This window comes from Bradyrhizobium lablabi (genome assembly GCF_018129385.1).
GTDB lineage: Bacteria > Pseudomonadota > Alphaproteobacteria > Rhizobiales > Xanthobacteraceae > Bradyrhizobium > Bradyrhizobium lablabi_C.
Genome location: NZ_JAFCLN010000013.1, coordinates 95,724 through 120,682, shown reverse-complemented (window position 1 = coordinate 120,682; position 24,959 = coordinate 95,724). Strand labels below are relative to the sequence as shown.

The following is a 24,959-nucleotide window of genomic DNA, read 5'->3' as shown; positions in this document are numbered from 1 at the left end:
ACAAACAGCCAGAATCGGGATTTTTTCGCGTGTGAAAATTCCGTACCACATTTGTTCTATGTTCGCAATATGTTCTTTTGCGAGGGACGGTAATGGCCTGTTTCCGGGCTCAGTGGCCTAGTTTGAAAATGGCAGTGGCCTAGTTCGGGAATTGTTCTCTTGGCGTCTAGGCGTAGAAAAAATACGAGCACCGTCTAGGCAAGTAAGGCCGCCTCAGTTGGCGGCCTCTTTCATTTCCGGCTGCGGAGGAACAATCAGATCTAACTCGTGCTGCCCGCCAAATCGTTCGATGATTTTCTTTTCGTACGCGAAGCGATCATCGGAGGATTCTGCCATCTCCAGCACCCGACCGATGTGGATTCGCAACATCCGCGCACCAAGTTCATTCAGAAACTGGAACAGCTTTTTTTGCCGATCCCCCTCTTTGGCTTTCAGGGCTCGCAGCAACTCCAGCACCTTCCCACTGCTCTTCGCAAGCGGGAAATAGACGTGCTTGATAGTTAGGTGCTTGAAGTGCCACGGCTTGCCACGCACTGGCACCGGTATGGCGTAGAGGCGGTGCCATTGCAGGTACAATTCACTTGGGAATTCCTGCTCATACTTTTTCGCTTCTTCCTGCACATAGAGCTTGAACGCTGCAATAACTTCCTCGGCAGTGGGATTGTATCCTGCCAGCGCGTAGACGAGTTGCCGAATGCCAGCCTTTGCTGAAGCGCCCAGAATAATATGCGCTTGAGCGGCAACGCGGTGATGGCGGCGGTAGAGCTTCCCTTCAGCTTCAATAGCGACAATCGCCTTGCAAAGATCGATCAGAAGAGCAGCATCAAATCCGTTCACGACCATCCGGTCGGGACCTCTTTCGATACCGCTCGTAAGAGTCTGAAATTTAATCGGATTCTCTAGTTTTTGGCGGACATCGAGACCGATTGCATTGGCGATAGCTTTGCCGGTGAAAAATCGCGGAAAAGCGCCCCCGGTGGACGGCAAACCTAACGCTCGCGCCATGCCCGTCTGACTAACGACCGCTGTCTTTGCCGCATCGTCTAGAACGTAGCATTCGACATCAAGGCCAAATTCCTCTTTGAAATTTCCTTTGTGGGTGGCGCGCGGCATTTGCGCTCCCCATCGCGCGGTCGCTGCTTTGCGAGCAATCTCGGCCCGACGGTCAGGGGCAAGAATTTCAGCGCGTCGCGCCCCGCCGATCTGCCCCGCCCTCTGCTTGTCCTCGTCCTTGTCATCATCCATGCCAAACCTCCATGCTTAGCATCACCGAATATGCTTGACAGCCGGAACCATGTCAAGCATATTGGCTCCATGCTAAGCATAGCTCACACGACAGAACGCCCCACCGGCCTTTCGGCTGGCGGGGCGTTTTTGTGTGCGGAAGCGTGGCAGAGTGGCTTATCGCACCGAGCTTACCCCTCGGCGGACCTTTGGGCGTCCAAACCCCTCGCAGGGTCCCGTCAGTTCGAATCTGACCGCTTCCACCATAACCAATCCAGTGGGGCCGTTGCCGTTGACGCGGAAACGACCCCCGATCACCGCCCCGGGGATGAGCCCGCAGCGACAACCGTTCTGGATAATATACGCTTTGACGGGCGCATATTCCAGAGTCGCCGAAGCCATCCCTTCAACCCGAAGGATGAGCTTCGTGAACGTACTCCCCCGCGAAAAGCAAATTGAAGTCATTGCCGCCCTCTGCGAAGGCGTCGGCATCCGCACCGCTGCCCGCCTTACTGGCGTCAACCGTGGCACGGTCGGCAACCTGGCTCTGCGTGTCGGCATGGGCTGCATGGAATTGCACGACCGCTTGATGGTCGGCGTTCGCACCGAGCGTCTTGAACTCGATGAGGCTTGGAGTTTCGTCGGAAAGAAGCAGAAGAACGTCCAGCGTCACGAAATCCACGCCAAGGGCGATCAGTATATTTTCATCGCCATGGCCGGAACGCAGAAGGCAATCATTAGCTGGGGCGTCGGCAAGCGGAATGCTGAGAGCACGATGGACTTCCTGCACGACCTCCGCAGCCGCGTCATCGGTCAGCCTGAGATTTCAACGGACGGCTTCCACCCTTACCGCGTAGCGATCCGCAGCGCCTTCGGCGACAGCGCCTCTCATGGCGTGATCGTAAAGACCTATTCGGTAACGCACCTCGTAAAGGAAGCACAGGGCCGCTACTCCCCGGCCGCTGTAGTAGCTGTAGATCGCGAGGTAGTAAGTGGCGATCCCGACCAGTACGTCTCGACCAGCTACGTTGAACGGCAGAACCTTTCGCTCCGCATGGGCAGCCGTCGCTTTACCCGCCTCACCAATGGCTTCTCAAAGAAGCTGGATAACCACGTCGCAGCGGTCGCGCTGTACGTTTGCCACTACAACCTCTGCCGCACTCACGAAGCCCTCCGCACGACGCCAGCGAAGGCCATAGGCGTTGCGGATCGTGCTTGGAGCATTGGCCAGCTTGTCGATGCTGCGCTTGCTGTAGCGCCTTCCCTGCCGACGGAAACGCCCCCGGATCGGCGCCGAAAGTTCGTGGTAATTGATGGGGGCAAATCCTGACCGGCTACACTTCCGGTTGCCAATCGGGTTAGATTGAACCCATTGATTCGGGCGGCGCCAATGCCGCCCCCACGAATATGTCCACCAGTCTCACGGCGGCGTCGAACGATATTGCTTTGGCAAGAATCTCGATGCCGACCGATGGGCGGCGGGCGTCGAACTCGTAGATGAAATAGCCAGTGTCGTCGCCAAGGCTGTGCGCCTTGTTGGCCTCAAATGTGTCAGCCGAGATCGGCGACACGCAAATTTCCCGACCGTCGGTAAGCCGGGTCGAAAACAGGACGTGTTGCATGGAAGACCTCAAACCTATCTGGCGTGTGAACCGCAAACCCAGGTTTACGGTTTTGGAACTTGGCGAATACATGGCCGCCGATGATGGACCACGCGAAACAATCCTTCGGAACATGCGTTACGAGCGTCTGTCTCGGTCGTTAATATATCGTTTACTTTGGCCTGCGGTATCGCGCTTTTTGTCTAGTCCGACCCGCGACAGGCGCATCCTTGCGGAGTGTCGCATCGCGTTGGAAGAAGCGATCAAGGGCGCACAAAATCCGCAGCAGAAAGATAATCTGACCTACGAGCTGAACGCCCTCGCCGCATTTGAACGCAGCTTGAATGCTTTGGAGATTGGCGGGCTCAATCTCGAAAAAGCCGCGCCACGGCGTCTTGAGATTGAGGGTGTCACAGTCAGCGTTCGTCCTAGTGCCCACATCCGCGTTTCCCGGCAGCGCGGCTCCGATCTGCACGGCGCCGTTGTGATCGACGTGGCGAAGGGCGTTGACCCCAAAACCGACGACGCCAAGGCCCGGTTGACGGAGGGGATGACTCACAGCGCCATCATCCTGCACCAGCACGTTGTCGAGACGACTCCAGAGGAAGGCAAACCGTCCCCCGATCATTGCTTCATCTTCCACACCCACCGGCAAGAGCGCGTGGCAGCTCCGGCGAGTTACAAAAAGACCTATCGCAATATTGAGGCGGTCTGTCGGAACATCGCCCGCAGTTGGGATGGCATCCCGCCTCCGGCAAACTTCGACAAAAAGCGGGCGACCTACCGCAGTTGAGGGAGTGGCCTGTTTTGATCTGGCGAGTGGCCTATTTCGGCCAGTACCCGAGGGACGCTTCGTTCGGAGCGGTTGTGCCAGATTGACGCATTCCCGCAATCCGATTGGAATATGCCCGTTATTTTAATGATGGAGGCATCAATGCCCTTTGCCCGTTTTGCTCGATATGCCGTTCTTGCCTTACCCCTCGTCCTCGGTAGCCAAGCCCAAGCAGTCCAGATCACTTACGGGACGTACTACGACGAAACTCTTCTTCCGGCCGATTGCGGGAATCCCGGCCCGGCGGGGCAGTGCACAGCCTGGTTCTCCAGAACACCTGCGGACAAGCTTCTAAAGGTCACTCACGTCAGTTGCTCTTACTCTGCCGGCGCGATCCCGTTTGATCTGGTCCTCTCGGTTGCAGCCACAGTCGATATTTTCGATCTAGGGCGCCAGTACCACCTGGACTACCCGCAAGCCTCGAAGGGCGTAAGCAACACACAGATGGCCTTTCTTGTCGGACAGGGCCGATATCCCTTTGTTCGAATCTACACTCAGGCCCAGACCGCAATAAGAATAACGTGCACCCTGATTGGAGAGCTGGTCACTCCGATCCCTTGATGATGCGAAAGGAAGAGGCCGCCTCGGTTGGCGGCCTCTTCAATCAATAGCGTACCCGCTGTTGTTTCGTGGGCTGACTAAATTGGCCCCTTTGCCAAAGCTGAATGCGGATACAAGCCGAAGCGCCGAAATTGTGGGGGTGAAAATCGTGGCCACGGCCAACGTGCATCACGAAAATGCGAACCCCGAACCCAACGGCTGACCGCCGCGACGACTGGGGGAGCGATGGCTAAAGCCATCGCACCAGGCACAGGAGAAATACGATGGGCCAGCTCGGCGGGATCATGGGATTCATGGACCTCAAATCGCAATCGCACGGTACGATGGGCGAGGATTTGAAGGAATTGACAGAAAGCTTGCAGCGCGGAGTCATCGATGCTCACTACGGCGACGACAGCGTCGCTCTGCCCGGTACGCAGGAGCATGCTTTGGCCGACTATTACTTGATCTAGAGCTGGTCGGGCATTGAGGCCGCCTCTGTTGCGGCCTCTTTCAATCAAGAGCTTATCGCTTGTTGTTTCATGGGACTGGCGAAGCAGCCCTTATAATCGCTGACAACAAGCCGAAGCGCCCTAACTCATCCGCATTGAAATTCGTGGCCCCGGCCAACGCGAGCTAGCCGGGGCCTAGCCTTGGAGGCCAGCCGACGGGGATTTGGGGAATTCCGATCGGCGGCCCGATGGTACGGCACAGCGGAAATTCCGAGCGTGTCCTGGTTCACAATTCCGGTGCCATCGCTCGGACAGCGCCCGAGGCGGTTGTCGGCCCCGCGCCGATACGATCTTTGGTTGGTGGGACACGCCGGGAAAAAGTGGAAGAGTTTTTTGAGAGAATCGGCACTGGCGATATTGCCCGCGCCGCTGTCAGCGGGTCTCATCAGGTTCCCACCCTACGGCCCGGCGAGGGCCTTCCATCTCACCACGGAAATGAAAGTTCGCGAGCTCATACAGGTATTGAAGGCGTTGCCTGATCCGGATGCGACCGTCGTGATCGCAGACGGCTGGGGACACGACTTGCTGATCGTCTCCGGCGTGGTCGAATGCGGCATCCGGCGACTTGAAGACAATCCCGACTTTGCGCAACCAGGCACTGATCCGGGCGCCGAGATCGTATAAGGCCGCCGCAGCCCGCGGCCTTCGCGGATCCCAACGATTCCGGCGCGCGTGCGGCTTCCCAAGCCCTGCCCGCCGAGTTGAGCCTGGCACCGTGCCAGGACCCCCCTGTGCCCGAATGGCCGCTCCGTGCACTTTTGCACGTTCGCTGCGGAACGGAATCGCTGTTCCCCAACTTGAGGAGGGAAGAAAAGAAGGATGTCCCTGTGCCGGAAAATCGCTACCACGCCCGCCAGGCCGCCGCAGCGCTGCTCAAGATGGCCAAGGCGACGTCAGATGCCGGCATTGCCGCCCGGCTGGTGGAGGCGGCCGCCGATCTCAAGGACCATGCGGGGGAACTTCCGAAGACCGTCAGTTCTCGCGCTCCGGACGTGAAAGCAGGATAGCGCCGCCCCCATGGTGCTCTTCACTCCCCGCAATGCTATCCTCCACCATAGCCTCATTTCTTGCTCGCTAAGCGATGGTGGACAGGCCTCATACGCCTAGGGAAATCGCCAAAATCACCGCCGGCGCGGTGGCATCGCTGGTCATCGTCGGCTGGGTCATCGTGCTGGCGATCGCGTTCATGTCCGCCCGGTGATTTCCTGTTCGCACGATGCTCGGCGCTTGCCTCCCCTGCAACAATAGCGCTCCTCATCGATCCCGCCCTGCTGTACAAGTCCACAGCTTCTTCTTGGCAATGGAAGGAGCATTCCGTGAACGAACTTCACGCCTGGCTTGCGGGCCAGCACGCAGGTCTTCGGACCTTCAAGATTTTTCAGCAAAAACTCGCCGAACTCGCACGCGCCCATCCCGAACAGCGCGCGATGTGCCGTCTGCTCGATGCGATCGTCGGCCGCTATATCGAGGAGTATGACGAGGCGCCCCTGCCCTCGGATGTCGCCGAACGCGCGCTGCAAAGCTTGCTGCAATCGGTTGCGGAACTGGATGATGCGGCCCCGCCGGCACAGCAACTCGGCGCACTCAACCGGCTGGCCGAACTCAGCCTCACACGCTGATCGGCCCGCCCCGTCATCAGCGAGAACCCCGGGGACGCGCCGCCTAGCCGGCCATCGCGCTCCGGTCCGAATTTTCCGCGGGCGTCAGCCCCTGGCGCAGTTCCTTGGCGCTGACGTAGCGCGCGCCGATCAGTTCGCCCCGGCGCCAGACCAGCAGGCACACCCGCAGCACCTCGCCACCGGCGGTAAAGGCGAGCCCGAACAGTTTTGGCACCGCGAGATCGCCGACATCGAGGCAAACCCCGCCATCGCCAACATCGACGATGGTGCATTCGATCCACGGCGCATTGGGCGCGGGGATCAAAAATCCCTGCGTCTGGAGCTCGACGCGCACGGATTTGCGCGCGCCGAGATCGTTGCGGTGCCTTGCCATGATTTCCCTCTATGCGGGAACCTAGGCGGAAATACTTGAATACCGGTTACCTGAAAATATTAATTACGGTAAGGGCTTGCGGGCAGGTCCGGTGTCGCAAGGCGCCGCTTGAGGCACAATCGAAACGTGCAGCCACCCCGGCTTTTGAGCCCGGGCGCACCTTCTGCCTAATCCGCGCTGGCGAGCCGGCGCATGGTAAATTCGATAGCCCCGTCAGGCAGTTCGCGCCAGCTTTCAACCGAGCTCATATAGGCGGCCTTGGGGTAACGGGAGAAGAAATCGCGCGCCTTGCTGCGCGCCGCCTCGCGCGGCAGCGTAAACGTCTCGCGCAAATAGCCGTCGTCGGCTTTCCGGCCGGGCGTTCGCCGCCCGGCCATCCGGCTGGCGAGATCCCGCGGGCGGACGGCCATGTCGAAAACTCCGAAAACACGATAACGACCGGCTCAATATAAGGCCGGCGGAACCGCTGCGTGAGTCCCCGACGACGGCGCGGTGCCGCCTAGTTCGCGGCCTTGGCGTCGGCCTTGGTGGCGGCCTTGGCCTTGGATTTCGCCGGCGCGGGGCTGGCGGCGGCCTTCGGCGCATCATTGCTGCGCACGCCGCCCCAGGGATCGCTGGACCCCTTAGCGTCGGGAATCTTCCGTAAGGACTCTCGATAGGCCTTGTCCTTGATCGCGTCCTGCTCCTTCTCCTCCGGCGACTTGGACTGCATCTCCGGGATCAGGTTCATGCTGGGCGTCTGCATCTGCGCGCGCGCAGGCCCCGCCAGCAGCGCGATCGCCGCCGCCGCGCCAATGATGCTCGGGCCAAAAACTCTCATGGGGATGCTCCCTGCTTCTTCTCAACGACTTCCAACGGTGGATTCACTGGCGGTCCGACTTGCAGGCCTGCGGCGAACGCGTCCAGTCGCTCCAGAATGGACCGCATTTACTGCAACCGTTGAGCAGCAGCGCGACCGCGATCACGCCCAAAACCACCGCCAAACGCCGGAACATGAACGGCCCACCCTTTGCGTCGCGATGATACGGCTTCCCACCCGGCCTGTTCAAGCCGTGACGCGCCTGTTCCCTTCGCTGTGATGATCCATAAAATGAGGCGTCAGACCGGGCGAGGAATCATGCAGCAACAGAAAGAAACCGCAACATTCGGCATCGATGAAGCAAGGCGTGTGCTGGGCGAAGTGTTTGCACCGTGGGTGATGGACCTCAACCTGTCGATTGAGGGTTTTGACTGCGATCCGCCGCAGGGCGCCCCGGACTGGCAGCCCGGCGCGGTGCTGCGCATGCCGTTCTCCGAACGGCTGTGCCGCAACGGCGGCATCATCAGCGGCCAGGCGCTGATGGCGTTCGCGGACACCGCGATGGTGATCGCCAACCTCGCCGCCAACCGCGGCTACCGGATGATGACCACGGTCGACCAGACCACGCATTTCATGAAGGCGGCCAGCGCGTCCGACGTGCTGGCGGACGCACGCGTGGTGCGGCTCGGCCGCACCATGAGCTTCGGCCGCGTGACGCTGTCGAGCGCCGCCGACAACAAGCCGGTGGCGATGGTCTCCAGCGCGTTCGCGATGCTGTGAATCGAACTCGTCATGCCCGGGCAGAAGCGCGAAGCGCGTCTTCGCGCTGGACGTCCCGGGCATCCACGTCTTGGCGGCGCACGCGAAAGAAGACGTGGATGGCCGGGACATAGGCGAGCGAAGCGACGCCGTCCTTCAGACGGCTATGCCCGGCCATGACGGAAAGACTTACTTGCCCAGCACGGATTCGGCGGCGTTGACGATGCTCATCGTCGGGTTCTTGCCGCAATAGGTGCCGAACTTCTTGGCGTTCTCGATGAACACGTCGGTGTCGATCACGGCCTCGTCGGAATCGCCCTTGTACCAGCCGTCCATCCAGGTCAGCACCATCTTGATGGTGTCGTCGCCGCTTTCGACGAACTGCTTGCAGGTCATGGTGGAGAGATCGAGCACGGCGGCATTCGCGGGCGCGGACGAGAACAGCAGCATGGCGGCAAGCAGGATCGAACCGGTCGTCGTCTTCATTTTCGTCTCTCCATTCATGAGCAAGGTTTTCGGCAGGGAATCGGATTTTTCGGAGAATCCGCGCCGGCATGTTTTCACACTGGCGTGTCGTAAACGAAAGCTGAATCCTTTGCGCAGAATGAGAAGTCGCGATTCAGCGCTCCGTAATCCAGCTTCGCTAGATTCGAATATCGAGACGCCATTTCGGATTTGTGACGATGGTCGAGAAACGCGCGGCACGGCGCTACCGGGTGCTGAAGGGAGCGACGATCGCCTTCGGCGGCCACGACGTCGCCTGCACGGTGCGCAATCTGTCGTCAGGCGGCGCCGCGATTGAACTCGCCGCGCCGGCCATCCTGCCGTCGTCGTTTACGCTGGTGATCGAAAGGGATCAGTTCATCCGCCGCTGTCGCCCGGTGTGGAGCAACGAGCGGCGAATTGGCGTGGCTTTCAACTAGCGTAGCAAGCCTGAAGCCCCGGAATTCTACTGTGCATGGGGTTGTTTTCGCGATTTTGATTCCGCGCTCCGGCCGGCATCAATAACCGCGCCGCGGGCCGCCGTAACCGCCACCGCCATACCCGCCACCGTAACCGCGGCCACCAAAACCGCCGCCACCGATGCCGATACCGATCCCGATCGACGGGCCCGGCGCCGGCTCGTAATAGTCGCGCGGCGGCGGGGCGCGGCGGACGACCACGACATCGTCCTCGGGCTCGTACACGCGCTTCGGCGGCTTGCGCTTCGGCGGATCGGGATCGACCTTCTTGACCGGCGCGTTGACCTTCTTCAGCTCCGGTTTCAGCACCGGAGCCGGCGGCGTGTTGCAGGAGCAGGTCGGCGCGAGCGAAGCGTTTTGCACCGGCAGCGCGGCGTTGGCCCCAACGAGGTTCGGCCGGTAGCGCAGCCGCTCTTCCAGCTTGCGCGCGGTCGCCACCAGGTCGCTGTCGGGATATTGCGCGACGAAGGCGCGATAGCCGGCCGCGGTGTTGATGATGATGGCATTGTTCCATGCCACCATGCGGCGATGACGGTCAAGCCAATCCTTGGCCTGAAGGCCGCGCGTCGTTCCGGCGTAGCTCACCGCAAAAGCTTCATACGCTTCGTCCGTGCCGTCGGCCACGATCAGCGCGTTCGCTTCCTCGACCGGCTTGCCCTTCAGGTCGCGCTTCCACTCCTCGACGCTCTTCTTGACCGCAGCGAGTTTTGGGCCTGCCGCCGACGGGCCGGAAAAGCGGAAGTCCTCCGTCAGCGATGAAGAGTCCCAGGGCGTCTGCCGCCCGTCGGTCGCCTTGTTGACCGCGAGCCGCACGCGCTTGAACGTCTCTTCCACGGGAATGTTCGGTTCTTTCACCGCCGCCAGCAGCGCCGTCGTGTACGGGCTGTTGGCGCCGGAGCCATCTTCGGCTTCCGCGCCGGGCGAGGTCGAGAACGACAGGAAGGTGTTGGGCGCGCCGATCTTGGCGTCGACGATGGCCAGTCCCCGGCCGACCGTCTTGTCGAGCTCGGGAAACGGATTGTTGCGGCAGGCATCGAGCAGCAAAAAGCGCATCTTGCTCGGCACTGACGTCAGCGTATTGAGAATGTCGTTGACGCGCACCGCCTGCATCGGGATGTCGGATTCGCGTTTGACATCGACATCGACCGGCACCAGAAAATTCTCGCCGTCGATCTGCAGGCCGTGGCCTGCGTAGAAAATCATGGCGACGGTGTCGGCGCCCTTCGCCGCGATCTTGCCGGCAAATTCGCTGACCTTTTCCCGCATCTGGTTCTGCGAAAGATCTGTCGCCGACACCACATCAAAGCCGGAATCCGTCAGAAGCTGCGCGACCACCTTGGCATCGTTGCCGGGATTGGGCAGCACCGGAACCGTCTTGTAGGCGGACTGGCCGATCACCAGCGCGAGGCGATTTTCGGCCAATGCGGAAGAAGCACCCAACAAAAGCGTGGCAGGAATAATGATCTTGAGAAGCGCGCGACCGAACATGAATGACCCTCCCGGCAATGCAGGTTGCCGAATTGGTCACATGCTTGAATGGAAAGGTTCAAACGCGTGCTGCATCAAATGCACGCAGGGCGATCGGCTTGACAGGCAGGGTCCGTGGCCGCCGTCTCACTTCTTCTTTGCAGGTTCTGCGGGACGCGCACCGCCCCAGGGGTCGTATTTTTCCTTGGGCTCGGGAATTCTCTCGAGCGCGGCCTTGTAGGCTTTCTCGTCCACCTGCGGCTTTTGATCCTGTTTCTTCTGGTGCTCGCCTTGCGGCCGCTTCTGGGCATGCACCGGCACCACGATCATCGCCAGCAATGCCGCCATCACAGTGAGGAATTTTGTCACGTCTTTCTCCCCTGCCGCGCCACGGCAGCAACGCACCACGATAACCGGTTCCACGCCCCTTCATCAATTGTTGGCGGGTCCGCCGGTGCCGGAATTGACCGCAACTGTAGGTGATCTTACATCGGCGCAGGGGGGACCAGACGGCGGATGCGGCGGATCGTCGTTCATAGTGTGTGCCTTGTTTGGGGAGCGCTGATGCTGACGGGCTGCGGCCTGTCGGACATTCGTGCGCCGGTCCCCGAATTCATGCGCGCCAAGGCGCCTGACCCGGCGCCGCCGGAGCCGCCGCCCGACGTCAAACGGATCGTCCGGGACGGAATGGAATCGGTGTTTACGGCGGCATCCCGCCCGAACCGCGTGCGGGTCTCGGCGCCGCTCCGCGAGCCGGCCGGCGCCGGTTGGACCGCCTGCGTCAGGGCCGACATCAGTTCGGTGACCGGTGCGCCCCTCACCCAGACCTATCGAGTGACCATCGCCGGCGACCTGATCGTCGACCGCAAACGTGTCGAGGAGGACGACAATTGCGCGACGGAGTCGTATGAGCCGATCTGACGGAATGAGCGTCGGAACCCGGTTCCCTCCGGAACCAATGCATTCGAGGATTCTTGTCAGCGCGAGGGCAGTTTCCACCGAGGAGGACGAGATGAGGACATTTGCAATTGCGCTGCTCGCCGGAGCAGGCGCACTGTCGGCCGGCAGCGCCAGCGCGACGGATATCTACAACACGAGCGAATACGCCAATCCGGATATGGTGCAGCAGGTTCGCATGGTCTGCGACGATTCCGGCCGCTGCTATCGCACCCGCGGCGGCAGCCGTGTGATCGTCCGCGAAGGCTACCGCGATTCCTACAACTCCTACGAGCCACGCGCGCGCTATTACGAACGCCGCACTTATCGCGACTATGATGACGGCCCGAGCGTCGGCATCCGCACACCTGGCGTCAGCGTGGGCGTCGGCGTCGGCGGCGATCGCTGGTAAGCATCGGTTCGGATACGAGAGAGCCGCGGAAGACGCCTTCCGCGGCTCTTTCGTTTTTAAAGCTCTCGGCCGTTACCAACATGCCGATCAACCTCATATCGTGATGGCTATTTTTTAGCCGTTTGCTGTCGAGACTTTCGTCTTGCCGCGATCAGCGGCGCCGTGTGAGCCTTGTTGCCCGAGAGACATGCTTTGGCTGAAAAATCCGGGAATTTCAGCCGAATGACGTGTCGATGCCGTCGCCATGCGCGATCGGGGCCAACAACAAGAAGACGGTGTCATGCTGAAAAAACTTGCGTTGAGCGTCACCCTCGCCTGCCTGACTGCGGCGGCAAGCGCACAGGAACCGAAGACCGGCGGCGTCATCAACGCCGTGATCCAGCCCGAGCCGCCCGGCCTGATGCTGGCACTGATCCAGAACGGCCCGACGCAGATGGTGTCGGGCAACATCTTCGAGGGGCTGCTGCGCTACGGCCCGAAGCTGGAGCCGCTGCCGGGCCTCGCTGAAAGCTGGACCATCAGCGAAGACGCCAAGGTCTATACCTTCAAGCTCAAGCCCGGCGTGACCTGGCACGATGGCAAGCCCTTCACCTCGGCCGACGTACTGTTCTCTATCGAAATGCTGAAGCAGACCCATGCGCGGGCGCGCGGCAATCTCGGGCAGCTCGAGAAAGTGGAGGCCCCTGACGATCTCACCGTCGTGTTCACCTTGAAGCAGCCATTCGGCCCGTTCATCGGCATCTTCGAGGTCGGCTCGCTCCCGATGGTGCCAAAACATCTCTATGAAGGCACCGACTTCAAGACCAATCCGAACAACAACACGCCTGTTGGTACTGGCCCCTTCATGTTCAAGGAATGGCAGAAGGGCTCGTTCATCCGCCTCGTCAAGAATCCGAACTACCACGTCAAAGGCAAACCTTATCTCGACGAGATCTACTGGCAGATCATTCCCGACGCTGCGGCGCGCGCGGTCGCCTACGAGACCGGCAAGGTCGACGTGCTGCCGGGCGGCTCGGTGGAGAATTTCGACGTGCCGCGGCTGAGCAAGCTTGCCAATACCTGTGTGACCGGTGCGGGCTGGGAATTCTTCTCCCCGCTCGCCTGGCTCTGGCTGAACAACCGCGCCGGCCCGACGTCCAACAAGAAAATCCGTCAGGCGATCATGTACGCGATCGACCGCAACTTCGCGAAAGACGTGATCTGGAACGGTCTCGGCAAGGTCGCGACTGGCCCGTCGGCTTCGACGATCAAGTTCTACACCGATGACGTACCGAAATATCCCTACGATCCCGCCAAGGCGAAGGCCCTGCTGAAGGAAGCCGGCTACAACGGTGAAAAAGTCCGCCTGATGCCGCTGCCCTACGGCGAGACCTGGCAGCGCTGGGGCGAGGCCGTGAAGCAGAACCTGATGGACGCCGGCATGAACATCGAGACCATCGCCACCGACGTGCCCGGCTCCAACCAGCGCATCGGCGACTGGGACTACGATATCTCCTTCACCTATCTCTACCAGTACGGCGATCCCGCGCTCGGCGTCGGCCGCAACTACGTCTCCAGCCAGATCATGAAGGGCCAGCAGTTCAACAACGTCGAGGGCTATTCCAATCCCGAGATCGACAAGCTGTTCGCCGAAGGCGCCAACGCGACGCCGGATTCGAAGCGCAAGGAAATCTACGAGAAGGCGCAGAAGATCCTGGTCGAGGACGTGCCGGTTGCCTGGATGCTGGAGCTGCAATTCCCGACCATCACCCGCTGCAAGGTGAAGAACCTCATCACGACCGCCATCGGCGTCAATGACGGGTTTCGCGATGCCTGGGTCGACAAGTGAGGTGGCCCGCCGCGGTCGCGCTGATGCTGTGACGGATCGCTGATGCTCTCTTTCGTTGCGCAACGCATCGTCAAGGGCGTCATCGTCCTGCTCGCGATCATCGTGCTGAACTTCTTCCTGATCCGGCTTGCGCCCGGCGATCCCGCCGTGGTGATGGCGGGCGAAGCCGGCGCCAGCGATCAGGTGTTCGTCAAGCAATTGCGCGAGAAGTTCGGCCTCGACCGGCCGCTGCCCGAGCAGCTCTTCATTTACGTCAAAGGCATCCTCAGCTTCGACCTCGGCTTCTCGTTCCGGCAGCAGGCGCCGGTGTCAAAGCTGATCCTGGAGCGCCTGCCCGCGACATTGCTGCTCACCATGACGGCGTTCGCTATCTCGTTGGTACTTGGCATCCTGTTCGGCACGCTGGCGGCGCGCTGGGCCGGCACCTGGCTAGACACCGCGATCACCGCGATGGCGCTGGTGTTCTATGCCACGCCGCTGTTCTGGATCGCCCTGATGGCGATCCTGCTGTTCTCGGTGACGCTCGATTGGCTGCCAAGCTTCGGCTACGAGACCATCGGCGCGCGTCACACCGGTTTTGCGCGCGTGCTCGATATCGGCGCGCATCTGATCATGCCGGCCATGACGATCGGCCTGTTCTTCATGGCGACCTATACCCGCATGACGCGCGCCTCGATGCTGGAAGTGAAGCGGCTCGATTTCGTCAAGACCGCCCGAGCCAAGGGGCTAAGCGACCGCGTGATCCAGCGCCGTCACGTACTGCGCAACGCCCTGCTCCCGGTAGTGACGCTGGCCGGCCTGCATACTGGCACGTTGGTCGGCGGCGCCGTCTTGACGGAGACGGTGTTCGCCTGGCCCGGCATCGGCCGCCTGATGTACGAGGCATTGATCCAGCGCGACTACAACCTGCTGCTCGGCGTCTTCGTCGTCTGCTCGGCGATGGTGCTGATCTTCAATCTGGTCACCGACCTCGTCTACCGCATGGTGGACCCGCGCATCCAGTACTCGGCATGAGACAGTTTGCCAGGCAGATGCTGCGCAACCCTAGCGGCTTGATCGGACTGATCATCGTCGTGATGGCGATCCTGGTCGCGGTGGTCGGTCCCCTGATTTTTCCGAACTCGCCGTGGCGCATGGTGCAGCGGCCGTTCCTGCCGCCCTTCACGCTGTCGGCCGTTCCGCTCGGCACCGACGCGCTCGGGCGCGACGTGTTCGCCGGCATCATCCACGGCGCGCGCGTGTCGCTGCTGGTCGGCCTGGTCTCGACCCTGGCGGCGCTGGCGGTCGGCGTTCCCCTTGGCGCCATCGCCGGCTATTTCGGCGGCCGCGTCGACGATGCGCTGATGCGATTCACCGAATTCTTCCAGACCATCCCGAGCTTTGCGCTGGCCATCGTGCTGGTGGCGATCCTGCAGCCGTCGATCTATTCGATCGTCGCGGCCATCGCGATCGTGAGCTGGCCGCCGGTGGCGCGCCTGGTGCGCGGCGAGGTGCTGTCGCTGCGTACCCGCGAATATGTGCAGGCCGCCATCGTCACCGGCCAGACCAACCGCTGGATCATCTGGCACGAGATCCTGCCGAACGCGCTGTCGCCGGTGATCGTGCTGGCATCGCTGATGATCGCGACGGCCATTCTGCTGGAATCCTCGCTGTCCTTTCTCGGCCTTGGCGATCCCAATTTGATCTCCTGGGGATACATGGTCGGTGCCGGCCGCACCGTGATCCGGCAGGCGTGGTGGATCACGGTATTTCCCGGCCTTGCGATCCTGCTCTCGGTGCTCGGCCTCAACCTCGTGGGCGAAGGCCTCAACGACGCGCTCAATCCCCGGCTGGCGCGGCAGGGTCGCTGAGCATGCCCGCTCCTCCCGCCGTCTCGATCAAGGATTTGCGGATCGCGTTGCCGCCGGGCGGCGAACGGCCGTTTGCCGTTGACAACGTCTCGTTCGATCTCAATCCGGGCGAGATCGTCTGCGTGGTCGGCGAATCCGGCTCCGGCAAGTCGATGTGCGCCCATGCACTGATGGGCTTGCTGCCGGACAGCGTCACCACGGAATCCGGCACCATCAGCTTCGAAGGCAAGAACCTCCTCTCGCTCGACGAGAATGGCTGGCGCGATCTGCGCGGCCGCCGCATCGCCATGGTGTTTCAGGAACCGATGACCGCGCTCAATCCGCTGCTGCGGATCGGCGACCAGATGATGGAAGTGTTCGAGGCGCACGGCCTGCTCACGTCGCGCGAACGGCGGCGCAAGGCGATCGAGCTTGCCCGCGAAGTCGGCCTGCCCGAGCCTGAGCGAATCGTGCGCGCCTATCCGCATCAACTGTCCGGTGGACAACGTCAGCGTGCGATGATCGCGATGGCGCTGGCGCTCGAGCCCGCAATTCTGGTGGCGGACGAGCCGACCACCGCGCTCGACGTCACCACGCAGGCGCAAATCCTCAAACTGATCCGCGACCTCCAGCGCAACCGCAACATGGCGGTCATGTTCATCACCCACGATTTCGGCGTGGTGGCCGATATCGCCGACCGTGTCGTGGTGTTGCGGCATGGGCAGGTTGTCGAGCAGGGCCGCTCGGAACAGGTGCTCGGCCATCCCGAACATCCCTACACGAAGGCTCTGCTGGCAGCCGTGCCGTCGATGGACCCGCCGCCCCGCGCGCCATTGACCGGCCGCAGCAAGGCCGTCGACGTCATTGGTATCGACAAGACCTACGTCACCTCCAATGGCTGGTTTCAGCGCGAGCGCCGGGTGCGCGCCGCCTATGACGTCAGCTTCTCGATCCTTCAGGGCGAAACCGTCGGCCTTGTCGGCGAGTCCGGTTCGGGGAAATCTTCAGTCGCGCGGCTCGTGATGCAGTTGCTAGAGGCCGATCGCGGCACCATCCGGCTCGGTGACATCGACTTGACCGCGCTGCATGGGCAGGCGCTGCGCCAGCAGCGCCGCCGCATCCAGATGATCTTCCAGGATCCCTTTGCCTCGCTCAACCCGCGCCGCAAGGTTGGCCAGATCATCAGCGACGGACCGATCGCGCATGGCGCGGATGCAAAGCAGGCCCGCGCCCGTGCCGGCGAGTTGCTCGGAATGGTCGGCCTCGATGCCGGCGCGATGGAACGCTACCCCCACGAATTCTCCGGCGGACAGCGCCAGCGCATCGGAATCGCCCGAGCGCTCGCGCTCGATCCGCAAGTCATCGTTGCCGATGAGGCGGTCTCGGCGCTTGACGTTTCCGTTCAGGCCCAGGTGCTGAAACTGCTGGAAGACCTCAAGGCGCGGCTTGGCCTCTCGATGCTGTTCATCACCCACGACCTGCGGGTCGCCGCGCAAATCTGCGACCGCATCGCGGTGATGCAACGCGGTATTATCGTGGAGTTGAAGGCGACGGCCGCCTTGTTCGCAGCCCCCGAACATCAATACACGCGCGAGCTTCTCGCCGCGGTGCCGGGCCAGCATCGGCCGATATCCCGGTCCGCCTGACCCAAAGATATCATCCAGCCGGGGTGACGATGCCGGAGCGCGCGGGGCGGCCTGCGATCCACCGCGCCAGCATCATGCCGGCCAGCATCGCAGCGACAAACAGGAACGCCCGCGGCGCGCCGAAGCCGAGCGCGGTCAACGCCGGTCCCGGACAAAAGCCGGAGAGCCCCCAGCCGACGCCGAAGATCACAGGCCCGACGACGATGCGCAGATCGATATCGTCCCTGCCCGGCACATGAAATTGTTCGGCAAGCAGAGGCCGCGGTCGCTTCAAGACCAACCTGTAGCCGATCAGCGTGACTGCGACTGCGCCCGCCATCACGAAGGCGAGGCTCGGATCCCAGGTGCCGGCACTGACGCCGCCGAAATCAAGGAAGTTGAGGACCTTCGCCGGATCGGACATGCCGGAGACGAGCAGTCCAAGGCCGAAGATCACCCCAATCACGAATTGAATCAGCACGCGCATGATCGTCAGCCTCCATGCCGAACGAGGTAAACCGTCACGATCGCTGTCGCCATGAATACGGCGGTGGCAACGAAGGAGCGCATCGAAAGCCGCGACACTCCGCACACGCCATGGCCGGAGGTGCAGCCACTACCCCAGACCGAACCAAAGCCGACGAGTAGTCCCGCAATCACCAGCACCGGCGGGCCGGCCTGAATAGTTTGGCTCGGCAGGTCCCCGGTCGCGAGCCGCACCAGCAGCGGCGCTGCAAGGAGGCCGGCGATAAACGCCAGCCTGCCGGCGAACTCATGGTCCTCATAGGGTGGAAGCAGCCGCGACGCGATGCCGCTGATCCCGGCGATCCGCCCGCTGAAACCCATCAGCAAAACAGCAGCGATTCCGATCAAAGCGCCGCCGATAATTGATGCAATCGGGGTAAATGACGTTGCGACCATGGGAACCTCCGCTTCACGGTGAATGACCGGTTAATAGTACCGCTAAATTTGCCGGCCGGGCCCTGCGGGTTTCTCCAATCTTTTTCAGTAGCGTCGCCCGATCAGCGAGGGAAGCGGGACGCGCCAATGCGTCCGCCCAACCGTCGCGAGCGGGGAAGCGGGACGTGGTCGATATAGCCGATACAGCGATGGTCCGTCGCGCATCGCAAAAGGATGCCGTGGCGGCGCGAGCGCCGGCTTCACCCGGCAAAGTTGCCTATGGACCGCTGGCAGCCGTTGCCGCCGAACCATGGCGGGCGCTGGCCGAACGCGCAATCGAGCCCAACGGCTATTACCTGCCCGAATGGGCGCACGCCGTGAACGCGTCTGCGCGCGGCCGCATCGGCGCCCTCGCACTCAGCGCCTGGAACACCGCGGCACCCGCACGCCTGACCGGCCTGATGCCGGTGATGCCGATGTGGCGCGCCTACAAAATTCCCCTGCCCGTCTTCGTCAGCGCCGATCCGTATGGCACGCTCTGCACGCCGTTGCTCGACCGCGAGGGCGCGGAGGACGCGGCGCTGCAAATCATGCGGCAGGCCCGCCAGGCCGGCGCGCATGCCCTGATCCTGCGTGCCGTCACCCTCGACGGCGCCGCCATGAAGGCGTTCCGGGAGGAATTACGCCGCGACGGCTTGCGTCCGCGACTGTTGCAATCGCATCTGCGTGCGGCGCTCGACGCGCGGCAGGATGCCGATGAATTGCTGCGCGAAGCGTTGGGTGCAAAGAAACTCAAGGAGCTGCGCCGCCAGCGCAACCGGCTTGCCGAGCATGGCACGGTGAGTTTTTGCATCGCCCGCACGCCGAACGAGGTCGCCGCCGCCGCGGAAATCTTCCTTGAACTGGAAGCCAGCGGCTGGAAGGCCAGGCGCGGCACCGCGCTGCTACAGGATGTCGGCGATGCCGCCTTTATCCGCCGGGCCACCGCCGGGCTGGCCGAGACCGGCAATTGCGAGATCGTGACGCTGCGCGCCGGAGAAGTCCCAGTGGCCGCCGGCATCGTGCTGCGGCACCGGGATCGCGCCTTCTTCTTCAAGCTCGGCGTCGACGAGCGCTTTGCAAAATTCTCGCCGGGCGTCCAGCTCACGATCGATCTAACGCAGCATCTGTGCGCCGATCCCGCCATCGCATCAGCGGATTCCACCGCGGCCCCCGATCATCCCATGATCAACCCGATCTGGCGCGGGCGCCTTGCCATTGGCGATGTGCTGATACCGCTGCGGCCGCGCGATCCCGTTGTGCCGCTGATCCGCGCCTCGCTGGCCTTGCGCGACATGATCCGCGAGCCGGCCCGCCGCGCCGTGCATTTCATCCGCAAGCGCAAAGAGAAGCGTCAGGACAACGGTCAGGAGAAGCCCCAGTGAATACGAGCACCGCTGTTGCACCCGTGATCACGGCAGCGAACGAGTCGCTGCGGCGGGATTTTCCGCTCAAGCCGTTCGCGATCCGCCACAAGCTGGCGGGTCATCCGCTCCTGATGCTGCCGCGCATCGCGCAGCTTGCCTCGGAGCTGCCGCGCGACCTGATCGAATATAATTCCGGCAAGGTCGCGATCAGTCAGGACCCGGATGCGATCCCCTCCGTCGACCTTGATCCCGTCGACGTCGTCAGGCAGATCGAGACCGCCGGCGCCTGGATGGTGCTCAAGCGCATCGAAAACTCTGTTGAGTACCGCAAACTGCTGGAAGACACGCTGCTGTCGGTCGCCCGCGCGCGCGGCTTCAACAGCCTGGCGGATGCAGGCTTCGAGCAGCTCGAGGGTTTTCTGTTCGTGTCCTCGCCGAACTCGACCACGCCGTTCCATCTCGACAGCGAGGACAATTTCTTCGTCCAGATCCACGGCGAAAAATTCTTCACCATCTATGACAACAGCGACCGCGCGATCGTCGACGACGCCGAGATCGAGCGCTCGATGACAAAACACCGCAACCTGAAATTCGACGAGCGGTTTGCCTCACGCGGCCAGGAATTCCATCTGTTCGGGGGCGATGGCTGCTACGTGCCCTATCAGTGGCCGCACTGGGTGCGCACCGCCGATTCCCATTCGATCTCGATGGCCATCACCTGGAAGACGCGCGACGTGCGCCGCCTCAACGATCTGCACTTCTTCAACTCGATGCTGCGCGGCATCGGCCTGCCGCAGAAGCCGCCGGGCAAACAGCCCGCGCTCGATACGCTAAAGCTCGCGTTCTATCGGACGGTGACGACGGCGATCAAACCGCTGCGCGCCTCGATGGGGATGCGCAAGGTGCTGCGCCGGATCGCGCTCGGCAAGAAGGCGAACTATTATTTGAAGGACGCGTAACTCGCCCCACCGTCATGGCCGGGCCTTGCCCGGCCATCCACGACGCCTCTATCATTGTCTCAAGATTTGGATAGCTGGCGGTCAATTTCATTCGATCACCTTATCACCTCGGGCCACAAGATGATCGGGAATGGTCAGGCCGAGCGCCGAGGCTGTTTTGAGGTTTAGAGCAAGTTCAAAAACGACGGGCTGCTCCACGGGGAGTTCAGCTGGGTTAGCTCCTTTGATGATTTTGTCGACGTATTGCGCCGCCTTGCGATAAATCACCTGAAAATCCGGGCCGTAGCTCGCTAGCCCGCCCAAATCAACAAAAGAAGCGATTTGATAGATTGTCGGCATTCTTGTTTTCGCGGCCAACGAAACGATCGTCGGTCGGATTGGATCACCAAGCACAAGCAAAGCGTCGCAGTTTTCCTGCCTCATCCTGTTAAACGCCAACTCGAGATCGCCAGGCGTGGGAGCGATCACCGGAACCACCGCGAGGTCTAACGTTTTTGCGGCAACTTCCGCCAACTCCAATAACTGCGGATGGGTCGGATTATTGGACATCAGCACGGCGACGCGCTTGGCTGACGGCAGGATGGTGTGTAGGAGTTCAACTGACTTGCCGATGGCATCGCTAAACATATTGGCCATACCGGTAATGTTTCCGCCGGGATGGGCTAGGCTCTTGATAAAGCCCGAGCCAATCGGATCAAGAGCAGGAGCCATTACTATGGGGATGGTTGAGGTGGCGCTCTGCGCGGCAGCTATGGCCGGAGTTGCTACAGCAACAATAACATCCGGGCGGAGCGCGACCAATTCATGTGCTAGAGAAGGCAGGCGTTCAGCCTTCCCTTCTGCGCTCCGTTGATCGATGACCAGATTCTCGCCCTCGATGTAGCCAAGCTTCCGCATTTCCGTGCGGAAAACGCCGACTAGCAAACTGCCCGTGGGATGAAGGTAGGCGACACGCCATACCTTGCCGGTCGAGCGCTGGGCAAACGCCATGCCCGGCCACAACGCAGCCGCACGCGCAACAAGGGTGACGAAATCCCGGCGTCGCATGGCGCCTCCAGGGGACACTCACGATCCGCTAGCGCACCCTAACACGTCACGAACGGGGCGTCGCCATCCGCCTCATTTCAGCGGCGAGTGCGGCGCGGGCAGCATGATGGTGGAGTGCATCTCCTCCAGTAAGCCCGGACCCCTGGTGAGGAAATCCTGCCAGGCCGGATCCTTCATCGCATCGCCGCGCGCCTTGGCGCGGGCATTGAGGTCGGGATAGGCCCAGATGTGGCATAGCTCGTTTGGCTGCCCCGCGTCAGTCTGCCAGAGCCCGACGATCTTCGAATATTTTTCGCGCTCCGGCAGCACCTTGGTGAACTCGTCAAGCCATTGCTTCGCGCCGCCTGCGGCCTTCGCACGGTAGGCACGCAATTCATAGAGGTTGCCGCCTGAAGCCGGCGCGACCGGCGGGCGGATGGCGTTCATCAGGCGAACCTCCTGGCGCACCAGCAGCGGGCGGATCAGCGGAATGTATTCGCTGCCCCAGCGCGGATTCTTGGCAAGCTCGGCGCGCAGCCGCGCGCGCTCGTTGAGGTCGGTGTAGCTCCACATATGGAGAACCTGATTGAGCGGCCCGATCTCGGTTAGCCAGTAGCCCTCGAGCTTGCCGAAATTATCCCCGCGGATGTCGCGCGACACGGTGCTCGCCGCTTTCACGATGTCGCCGAGCGTGCCTGGCCGAACGGTATAGGTTCGCAGTTCGTAGATCATGACGTCTCCCCAGAGTTATTGTCGTTGCTTCTTCAAACGAATGCCCGGCTTTCGGCCGGGCATCAAGACTTGTCGCTGATGTGATCGCTACTCCGCCGCCTGCGCGTTGATCTCCGCAGATACCTGGCGGATGGCGCGGGCAAGCTGCTCGGCTGGCTGCGCGCCGGATACCGCATACTTCTGGGCGAACACGAAGGTCGGCACGCCGGAAATGCCCTTGTCGGAAGCCTCCTGCGCCTGAGCGGAAATCTCGGCGACGTCCTCGTCCGTGGCCAGACGCCTGCGCACGTCATCGGCATCGAGGCCGACATCGGCGGCCGCCTGCACCAGCACGTTGATGTCGGTGAGGTCGCCGCCGTCGCGAAAATACAATTCCATCAGGCGCTGCTTCATCTCGGCGGCCTTGCCGATCGCTTCGGCCCAGTGGATCAGGCGGTGGCAATCGATGGTGTTGGGCTGGCGCTTGACGCGTTCGGGGTGGTAGCTCAGCCCCTCCTCGGTGGCGGCGGCAACCACGCGGCCGGCGATGCCTTTATAGGCTTCGACCGAGCCGAACTTTGCCGTGAGATATTCCTCGCGGCTGATGCCCTCGCGCGGCACCCACGAATTGAGGAAGAACGGCCGCCAGTGCACCTCGACGGGAACGTCAGGCACCAGCGCCAGCGCCTCCTCGATGCGGTGCTTGCCGATGTAGCACCAGGGGCAGACCACGTCGGAGACGATATCGAGTTTCAGCGGCTTCAGGTCGCTCATGGCGCGTCCTCCATCAGGGAGAAGCGGAAAATAGCCCGTTGGCGACGCGAAACAAGGGCGGCGCCCGCATGGCTCCGTCCACATAACCTCCGCGGTTATTGCGGGATTTCCGGAGCGGCCATAGGAACGGCGGCAACATTCCAAGGGAGATTGCGCCATGACCGCCATTTTCAAACCGGAAGGAAGCCTGTTTCGCGCCACCGAACATGCCGGCGGGCCGTGGTCTCCAGACATGTTGCAGGGCAGCGCCACCACCGCGCTGATGACCCGCGAGGTCGAGCGGCTGGCGCAGCAATCCGGTTTTGCCGTGCGCCGTCTCACTTTCGACCTCTGGCGCCCGGCCGGGCTCCGCGCCTTTGCCGTGCAGACCGATGTGCTGCGCGACGGCCGCAAGGCCAAGACGCTGCAAGTGCGGCTGCTGGATGGCGATACCGAAATCGGCCGCTGCACGGCGCTGCTCACCGCGCAAGGCGGCGAATCCCCGGCGGATCCCTTCTCGAAGAACAGCGGTCCCGACGCGCCACCCGAGACCGGCAGGCCGCCGCCGGCCTTTGCGCAAAAATGGAGCCGCTACTTTCAGAACGTGTCGACGCGCCTGATCGAGGGTGCACTGGAAAAGCCCGGCCCGGCCGCCGCCTGGATGCGGCTTGACGTGCCGCTGGTCGAAGGCGAAGCCAACACGCCATTGCTACAGGCCGTGCAGGCCGCGGATTTTTCCAGCGGTGTCGCGCAGATCGTCGATATGCGCGAATGGACCTTCATCAATCCCGAGATCAGCCTCTATTTCTTCCGCCCGCCCGAGGGCGAATGGATTTTGATCCGCTCGCGCACCCGCGCGGGCGCCGGCGGCGCGGGACTGACCACGGCAACGCTCAGCGACCGTCAGGGACCGTTTGCGGAAGTGATGCAGGCGATGACATTCGAGCGGCGCGAGGCGCGGGCTCAGGCATCCTGAGGCGCGAGCGCGACGAGCGTCTTCTCCGACGCTTCGTCCGCCGGCATGAACATCTCCACGCGCAGTTCCTGCAACGTCACGTCCTGTGGCGTGCCGAGCGTCAGCACGGCACCGATCAGGCCGATCGCCATGCCGCCCTTGCACAGGCGCACCTCGCAGAGCGGGCTCGGCGTTTCGTCCTCGTCGAGTTGAGGTGCCGCCACGTCAGGTAATTTCAGAAGTTCACGCCAGGTCGACTGCAAGGCGAAATCGAGCGGCGCGGCCATCGCCTCATGCCGTGCGCGCACCAGCAGCGCCGCCGCGACTCTTGGCCAGTTCTCGACGAAGGGACGCAATTCGTCCGGCGCCAGAAACATGCGCATGTGATTGAGCGGCCGCTTCATGCGCTCCTCTCCCAGCAGCATGGTCATCAGCCGGCCCGCTGCCCGGTTGGCCTGGATGACGTTCCATTGCCGGTCGGTCACGATCGCCGGAAACGGCTCGTGCCGTTTCAGGAGCAGATCGATCGCGCGCTTGGCGTCGGCAACTTCCGGCGCCGACAGATCGCGCTCGCCGTATTGCCGGGCAAAACCACCCGCCTCCAGCAGCGCATTGCGGTCGCGCAGCGAGAGGTCGAGCGCGCCGGCAAGTTGCAGCAGGATGTCGCGGCTGCCGACGGCCTTGCCGGTCTCGACATAGCTCAGATGCTTGATCGAGATGCCGGCCTCGAAGGCGAGATCGGCCTGGCTCATGGCGCGACGGTTGCGCCAGCCGCGCAGGAGATCGCCGACCGGACTGGCGGGCACGCCGGTGGTTTTTGCGGAACGCGTATCCATGCACAGATTATGCGAAGGCCGATTGCACAAGTAAACGCGGCTATTGATAAAGTATTGCGTTTCGAGGCGACTTCGGACGCCCCACCATCGTCCAT

General features: G+C 62.3%; 32 protein-coding genes and 1 tRNA gene. 18 read left to right on the top strand and 15 right to left on the bottom strand.

All coding sequences use genetic code 11. The features are described from left to right. Positions 1 to 213 precede the first annotated feature (213 nt). Positions 214 to 1,245, bottom strand: a complete 1,032-nt coding sequence (locus JQ628_RS22990; protein WP_212225570.1) for a P63C domain-containing protein — start codon at positions 1,243 to 1,245, stop codon at positions 214 to 216. 137 nt (positions 1,246 to 1,382) lie between these two features. Here JQ628_RS22990 and JQ628_RS22985 point away from each other — a divergent pair. Then, a tRNA-Val gene (locus JQ628_RS22985) sits at positions 1,383 to 1,490 on the top strand. A gap of 161 nt (positions 1,491 to 1,651) precedes the next feature. Further along, positions 1,652 to 2,554, top strand: coding sequence for an IS1 family transposase (locus JQ628_RS22980; RefSeq protein WP_433996158.1), 903 nt, complete (start codon positions 1,652 to 1,654; stop codon positions 2,552 to 2,554). 28 nt (positions 2,555 to 2,582) lie between these two features. Here JQ628_RS22980 and JQ628_RS22975 read toward each other — a convergent pair whose 3' ends face one another. After that, the gene (locus JQ628_RS22975) at positions 2,583 to 2,846 is read right to left on the bottom strand and encodes a hypothetical protein (RefSeq protein ID WP_212225566.1); all 264 of its coding nucleotides are present in this window, start codon (positions 2,844 to 2,846) and stop codon (positions 2,583 to 2,585) included. On the opposite strand from JQ628_RS22975, the gene JQ628_RS22970 reads away from it, so the two are divergent. The 5 genes from JQ628_RS22970 (at position 2,845) to JQ628_RS22950 (ending at position 6,328) form a co-directional block, all read left to right on the top strand. Further along, a complete protein-coding gene (locus tag JQ628_RS22970; protein ID WP_212225564.1) occupies positions 2,845 to 3,618 on the top strand; it encodes a hypothetical protein in 774 nt (257 codons plus the stop codon). The genes JQ628_RS22975 and JQ628_RS22970 overlap by 2 nt on opposite strands. A gap of 863 nt (positions 3,619 to 4,481) precedes the next feature. Further along, complete coding sequence (locus tag JQ628_RS22965) at positions 4,482 to 4,670, top strand: hypothetical protein (protein ID WP_212225562.1); 189 nt, start codon at positions 4,482 to 4,484, stop codon at positions 4,668 to 4,670. Positions 4,671 to 5,042: 372 nt separating this feature from the next. Next, a complete protein-coding gene (locus JQ628_RS22960; protein ID WP_212225560.1) occupies positions 5,043 to 5,333 on the top strand; it encodes a hypothetical protein in 291 nt (96 codons plus the stop codon). 107 nt (positions 5,334 to 5,440) lie between these two features. Then, positions 5,441 to 5,716 (top strand): hypothetical protein, encoded by a 276-nt coding sequence (locus JQ628_RS22955; protein WP_212225659.1) that lies wholly within the window; start codon positions 5,441 to 5,443, stop codon positions 5,714 to 5,716. A gap of 309 nt (positions 5,717 to 6,025) precedes the next feature. Continuing rightward, positions 6,026 to 6,328 (top strand): hypothetical protein, encoded by a 303-nt coding sequence (locus tag JQ628_RS22950; RefSeq protein ID WP_212225558.1) that lies wholly within the window; start codon positions 6,026 to 6,028, stop codon positions 6,326 to 6,328. A gap of 43 nt (positions 6,329 to 6,371) precedes the next feature. On the opposite strand, the gene JQ628_RS22945 is transcribed toward JQ628_RS22950, so the two are convergent. The 4 genes from JQ628_RS22945 to JQ628_RS22930 form a co-directional block, all read right to left on the bottom strand. Further along, a complete protein-coding gene (locus JQ628_RS22945; RefSeq protein WP_212225556.1) occupies positions 6,372 to 6,701 on the bottom strand; it encodes a hypothetical protein in 330 nt (109 codons plus the stop codon). A gap of 167 nt (positions 6,702 to 6,868) precedes the next feature. Then, positions 6,869 to 7,111, bottom strand: coding sequence for a hypothetical protein (locus JQ628_RS22940; RefSeq protein WP_212225554.1), 243 nt, complete (start codon positions 7,109 to 7,111; stop codon positions 6,869 to 6,871). 89 nt (positions 7,112 to 7,200) lie between these two features. After that, positions 7,201 to 7,521 carry a hypothetical protein gene (locus tag JQ628_RS22935; protein ID WP_212225552.1) on the bottom strand — a complete coding sequence of 107 codons (321 nt, stop codon included), beginning with the start codon at positions 7,519 to 7,521 and terminating at the stop codon, positions 7,201 to 7,203. A 43-nt stretch (positions 7,522 to 7,564) separates the two neighbouring features. Beyond that, positions 7,565 to 7,696: a peptidylprolyl isomerase gene (locus JQ628_RS22930; protein WP_212225551.1), complete on the bottom strand. Its 132-nt coding sequence runs from the start codon at positions 7,694 to 7,696 to the stop codon at positions 7,565 to 7,567. 122 nt (positions 7,697 to 7,818) lie between these two features. Between JQ628_RS22930 and JQ628_RS22925 the strand changes: the two genes are divergently transcribed. Continuing rightward, positions 7,819 to 8,280: a PaaI family thioesterase gene (locus tag JQ628_RS22925; protein WP_212225550.1), complete on the top strand. Its 462-nt coding sequence runs from the start codon at positions 7,819 to 7,821 to the stop codon at positions 8,278 to 8,280. A gap of 168 nt (positions 8,281 to 8,448) precedes the next feature. Here JQ628_RS22925 and JQ628_RS22920 read toward each other — a convergent pair whose 3' ends face one another. After that, the gene (locus JQ628_RS22920) at positions 8,449 to 8,745 is read right to left on the bottom strand and encodes an HdeA/HdeB family chaperone (protein WP_212225549.1); all 297 of its coding nucleotides are present in this window, start codon (positions 8,743 to 8,745) and stop codon (positions 8,449 to 8,451) included. Between the two features lie 197 nt (positions 8,746 to 8,942). On the opposite strand from JQ628_RS22920, the gene JQ628_RS22915 reads away from it, so the two are divergent. Next, positions 8,943 to 9,182: a PilZ domain-containing protein gene (locus JQ628_RS22915; protein ID WP_212225548.1), complete on the top strand. Its 240-nt coding sequence runs from the start codon at positions 8,943 to 8,945 to the stop codon at positions 9,180 to 9,182. Positions 9,183 to 9,260: 78 nt separating this feature from the next. On the opposite strand, the gene JQ628_RS22910 is transcribed toward JQ628_RS22915, so the two are convergent. Then, positions 9,261 to 10,709 carry a caspase family protein gene (locus tag JQ628_RS22910; RefSeq protein ID WP_212225547.1) on the bottom strand — a complete coding sequence of 483 codons (1,449 nt, stop codon included), beginning with the start codon at positions 10,707 to 10,709 and terminating at the stop codon, positions 9,261 to 9,263. Between the two features lie 126 nt (positions 10,710 to 10,835). Further along, positions 10,836 to 11,018: a hypothetical protein gene (locus JQ628_RS22905; protein ID WP_249128280.1), complete on the bottom strand. Its 183-nt coding sequence runs from the start codon at positions 11,016 to 11,018 to the stop codon at positions 10,836 to 10,838. A 234-nt stretch (positions 11,019 to 11,252) separates the two neighbouring features. Here JQ628_RS22905 and JQ628_RS22900 point away from each other — a divergent pair, with 234 nt between their 5' ends. From JQ628_RS22900 to JQ628_RS22875, 6 genes are all read left to right on the top strand, one after another. After that, entirely contained in the window at positions 11,253 to 11,609 is a 357-nt protein-coding gene (locus JQ628_RS22900) for a hypothetical protein (protein WP_249128259.1), read from the top strand. Between the two features lie 91 nt (positions 11,610 to 11,700). After that, positions 11,701 to 12,036 carry a hypothetical protein gene (locus JQ628_RS22895; RefSeq protein ID WP_212225543.1) on the top strand — a complete coding sequence of 112 codons (336 nt, stop codon included), beginning with the start codon at positions 11,701 to 11,703 and terminating at the stop codon, positions 12,034 to 12,036. Positions 12,037 to 12,316: 280 nt separating this feature from the next. Next, the gene (locus JQ628_RS22890; RefSeq protein WP_212225541.1) at positions 12,317 to 13,864 is read left to right on the top strand and encodes an ABC transporter substrate-binding protein; all 1,548 of its coding nucleotides are present in this window, start codon (positions 12,317 to 12,319) and stop codon (positions 13,862 to 13,864) included. A 42-nt stretch (positions 13,865 to 13,906) separates the two neighbouring features. Then, positions 13,907 to 14,878: an ABC transporter permease gene (locus tag JQ628_RS22885; protein ID WP_212225539.1), complete on the top strand. Its 972-nt coding sequence runs from the start codon at positions 13,907 to 13,909 to the stop codon at positions 14,876 to 14,878. Further along, entirely contained in the window at positions 14,875 to 15,714 is an 840-nt protein-coding gene (locus JQ628_RS22880) for an ABC transporter permease (protein WP_212225538.1), read from the top strand. Before JQ628_RS22885 ends, JQ628_RS22880 begins: the two co-directional genes overlap by 4 nt. Positions 15,715 to 15,716: 2 nt before the next feature. Next, a complete protein-coding gene (locus tag JQ628_RS22875) occupies positions 15,717 to 17,339 on the top strand; it encodes an ABC transporter ATP-binding protein (RefSeq protein WP_212225537.1) in 1,623 nt (540 codons plus the stop codon). 10 nt (positions 17,340 to 17,349) lie between these two features. Here JQ628_RS22875 and JQ628_RS22870 read toward each other — a convergent pair whose 3' ends face one another. Together JQ628_RS22870 and JQ628_RS22865 are read right to left on the bottom strand one after the other, a co-directional pair. Then, positions 17,350 to 17,805 (bottom strand): DUF6691 family protein, encoded by a 456-nt coding sequence (locus tag JQ628_RS22870; protein WP_212225536.1) that lies wholly within the window; start codon positions 17,803 to 17,805, stop codon positions 17,350 to 17,352. A 5-nt stretch (positions 17,806 to 17,810) separates the two neighbouring features. Further along, a complete protein-coding gene (locus JQ628_RS22865) occupies positions 17,811 to 18,239 on the bottom strand; it encodes a YeeE/YedE family protein (RefSeq protein WP_212225535.1) in 429 nt (142 codons plus the stop codon). Positions 18,240 to 18,403: 164 nt separating this feature from the next. Between JQ628_RS22865 and JQ628_RS22860 the strand changes: the two genes are divergently transcribed. After that, positions 18,404 to 19,642, top strand: coding sequence for a GNAT family N-acetyltransferase (locus JQ628_RS22860; protein WP_349628105.1), 1,239 nt, complete (start codon positions 18,404 to 18,406; stop codon positions 19,640 to 19,642). Further along, on the top strand, positions 19,639 to 20,583 hold the full coding sequence (locus JQ628_RS22855; protein ID WP_212225533.1) for a JmjC domain-containing protein: 945 nt from the start codon (positions 19,639 to 19,641) through the stop codon (positions 20,581 to 20,583). Before JQ628_RS22860 ends, JQ628_RS22855 begins: the two co-directional genes overlap by 4 nt. Before the next feature lie 87 nt (positions 20,584 to 20,670). On the opposite strand, the gene JQ628_RS22850 is transcribed toward JQ628_RS22855, so the two are convergent. The 3 genes from JQ628_RS22850 to JQ628_RS22840 form a co-directional block, all read right to left on the bottom strand. Continuing rightward, entirely contained in the window at positions 20,671 to 21,630 is a 960-nt protein-coding gene (locus JQ628_RS22850; RefSeq protein ID WP_212225531.1) for an ABC transporter substrate-binding protein, read from the bottom strand. A gap of 72 nt (positions 21,631 to 21,702) precedes the next feature. Then, complete coding sequence (locus tag JQ628_RS22845; protein WP_212225529.1) at positions 21,703 to 22,341, bottom strand: NIPSNAP family protein; 639 nt, start codon at positions 22,339 to 22,341, stop codon at positions 21,703 to 21,705. Positions 22,342 to 22,428: 87 nt separating this feature from the next. After that, positions 22,429 to 23,094 (bottom strand): DsbA family oxidoreductase, encoded by a 666-nt coding sequence (locus tag JQ628_RS22840; RefSeq protein WP_212225527.1) that lies wholly within the window; start codon positions 23,092 to 23,094, stop codon positions 22,429 to 22,431. A 157-nt stretch (positions 23,095 to 23,251) separates the two neighbouring features. Between JQ628_RS22840 and JQ628_RS22835 the strand changes: the two genes are divergently transcribed. Continuing rightward, positions 23,252 to 24,049 carry a thioesterase family protein gene (locus JQ628_RS22835; protein ID WP_212225525.1) on the top strand — a complete coding sequence of 266 codons (798 nt, stop codon included), beginning with the start codon at positions 23,252 to 23,254 and terminating at the stop codon, positions 24,047 to 24,049. Here JQ628_RS22835 and JQ628_RS22830 read toward each other — a convergent pair. Then, positions 24,037 to 24,864: a helix-turn-helix domain-containing protein gene (locus JQ628_RS22830; RefSeq protein ID WP_212225523.1), complete on the bottom strand. Its 828-nt coding sequence runs from the start codon at positions 24,862 to 24,864 to the stop codon at positions 24,037 to 24,039. The two genes, JQ628_RS22835 and JQ628_RS22830, sit on opposite strands and share 13 nt — an antisense overlap. Positions 24,865 to 24,959: the final 95 nt, after the last annotated feature.

Coding starts and splice junctions, on each gene's coding strand:
- JQ628_RS22870 (WP_212225536.1), bottom strand. CDS start 17,805: ATGCGCGTGCTGATTCAATTCGTGATTGGGGTGATCTTCGGCCTTGGA.
- JQ628_RS22850 (WP_212225531.1), bottom strand. CDS start 21,630: ATGCGACGCCGGGATTTCGTCACCCTTGTTGCGCGTGCGGCTGCGTTG.
- JQ628_RS22885 (WP_212225539.1), top strand. CDS start 13,907: ATGCTCTCTTTCGTTGCGCAACGCATCGTCAAGGGCGTCATCGTCCTG.
- JQ628_RS22945 (WP_212225556.1), bottom strand. CDS start 6,701: ATGGCAAGGCACCGCAACGATCTCGGCGCGCGCAAATCCGTGCGCGTC.
- JQ628_RS22940 (WP_212225554.1), bottom strand. CDS start 7,111: ATGGCCGTCCGCCCGCGGGATCTCGCCAGCCGGATGGCCGGGCGGCGA.
- JQ628_RS22890 (WP_212225541.1), top strand. CDS start 12,317: ATGCTGAAAAAACTTGCGTTGAGCGTCACCCTCGCCTGCCTGACTGCG.
- JQ628_RS22970 (WP_212225564.1), top strand. CDS start 2,845: ATGGAAGACCTCAAACCTATCTGGCGTGTGAACCGCAAACCCAGGTTT.
- JQ628_RS22840 (WP_212225527.1), bottom strand. CDS start 23,094: ATGAGCGACCTGAAGCCGCTGAAACTCGATATCGTCTCCGACGTGGTC.
- JQ628_RS22990 (WP_212225570.1), bottom strand. CDS start 1,245: ATGGATGATGACAAGGACGAGGACAAGCAGAGGGCGGGGCAGATCGGC.
- JQ628_RS22910 (WP_212225547.1), bottom strand. CDS start 10,709: ATGTTCGGTCGCGCGCTTCTCAAGATCATTATTCCTGCCACGCTTTTG.
- JQ628_RS22915 (WP_212225548.1), top strand. CDS start 8,943: ATGGTCGAGAAACGCGCGGCACGGCGCTACCGGGTGCTGAAGGGAGCG.
- JQ628_RS22965 (WP_212225562.1), top strand. CDS start 4,482: ATGGGCCAGCTCGGCGGGATCATGGGATTCATGGACCTCAAATCGCAA.
- JQ628_RS22835 (WP_212225525.1), top strand. CDS start 23,252: ATGACCGCCATTTTCAAACCGGAAGGAAGCCTGTTTCGCGCCACCGAA.
- JQ628_RS22920 (WP_212225549.1), bottom strand. CDS start 8,745: ATGAAGACGACGACCGGTTCGATCCTGCTTGCCGCCATGCTGCTGTTC.
- JQ628_RS22905 (WP_249128280.1), bottom strand. CDS start 11,018: ATGATCGTGGTGCCGGTGCATGCCCAGAAGCGGCCGCAAGGCGAGCAC.
- JQ628_RS22845 (WP_212225529.1), bottom strand. CDS start 22,341: ATGATCTACGAACTGCGAACCTATACCGTTCGGCCAGGCACGCTCGGC.
- JQ628_RS22900 (WP_249128259.1), top strand. CDS start 11,253: ATGCTGACGGGCTGCGGCCTGTCGGACATTCGTGCGCCGGTCCCCGAA.
- JQ628_RS22830 (WP_212225523.1), bottom strand. CDS start 24,864: ATGGATACGCGTTCCGCAAAAACCACCGGCGTGCCCGCCAGTCCGGTC.
- JQ628_RS22895 (WP_212225543.1), top strand. CDS start 11,701: ATGAGGACATTTGCAATTGCGCTGCTCGCCGGAGCAGGCGCACTGTCG.
- JQ628_RS22975 (WP_212225566.1), bottom strand. CDS start 2,846: ATGCAACACGTCCTGTTTTCGACCCGGCTTACCGACGGTCGGGAAATT.
- JQ628_RS22875 (WP_212225537.1), top strand. CDS start 15,717: ATGCCCGCTCCTCCCGCCGTCTCGATCAAGGATTTGCGGATCGCGTTG.
- JQ628_RS22925 (WP_212225550.1), top strand. CDS start 7,819: ATGCAGCAACAGAAAGAAACCGCAACATTCGGCATCGATGAAGCAAGG.
- JQ628_RS22935 (WP_212225552.1), bottom strand. CDS start 7,521: ATGAGAGTTTTTGGCCCGAGCATCATTGGCGCGGCGGCGGCGATCGCG.
- JQ628_RS22930 (WP_212225551.1), bottom strand. CDS start 7,696: ATGTTCCGGCGTTTGGCGGTGGTTTTGGGCGTGATCGCGGTCGCGCTG.
- JQ628_RS22865 (WP_212225535.1), bottom strand. CDS start 18,239: ATGGTCGCAACGTCATTTACCCCGATTGCATCAATTATCGGCGGCGCT.
- JQ628_RS22880 (WP_212225538.1), top strand. CDS start 14,875: ATGAGACAGTTTGCCAGGCAGATGCTGCGCAACCCTAGCGGCTTGATC.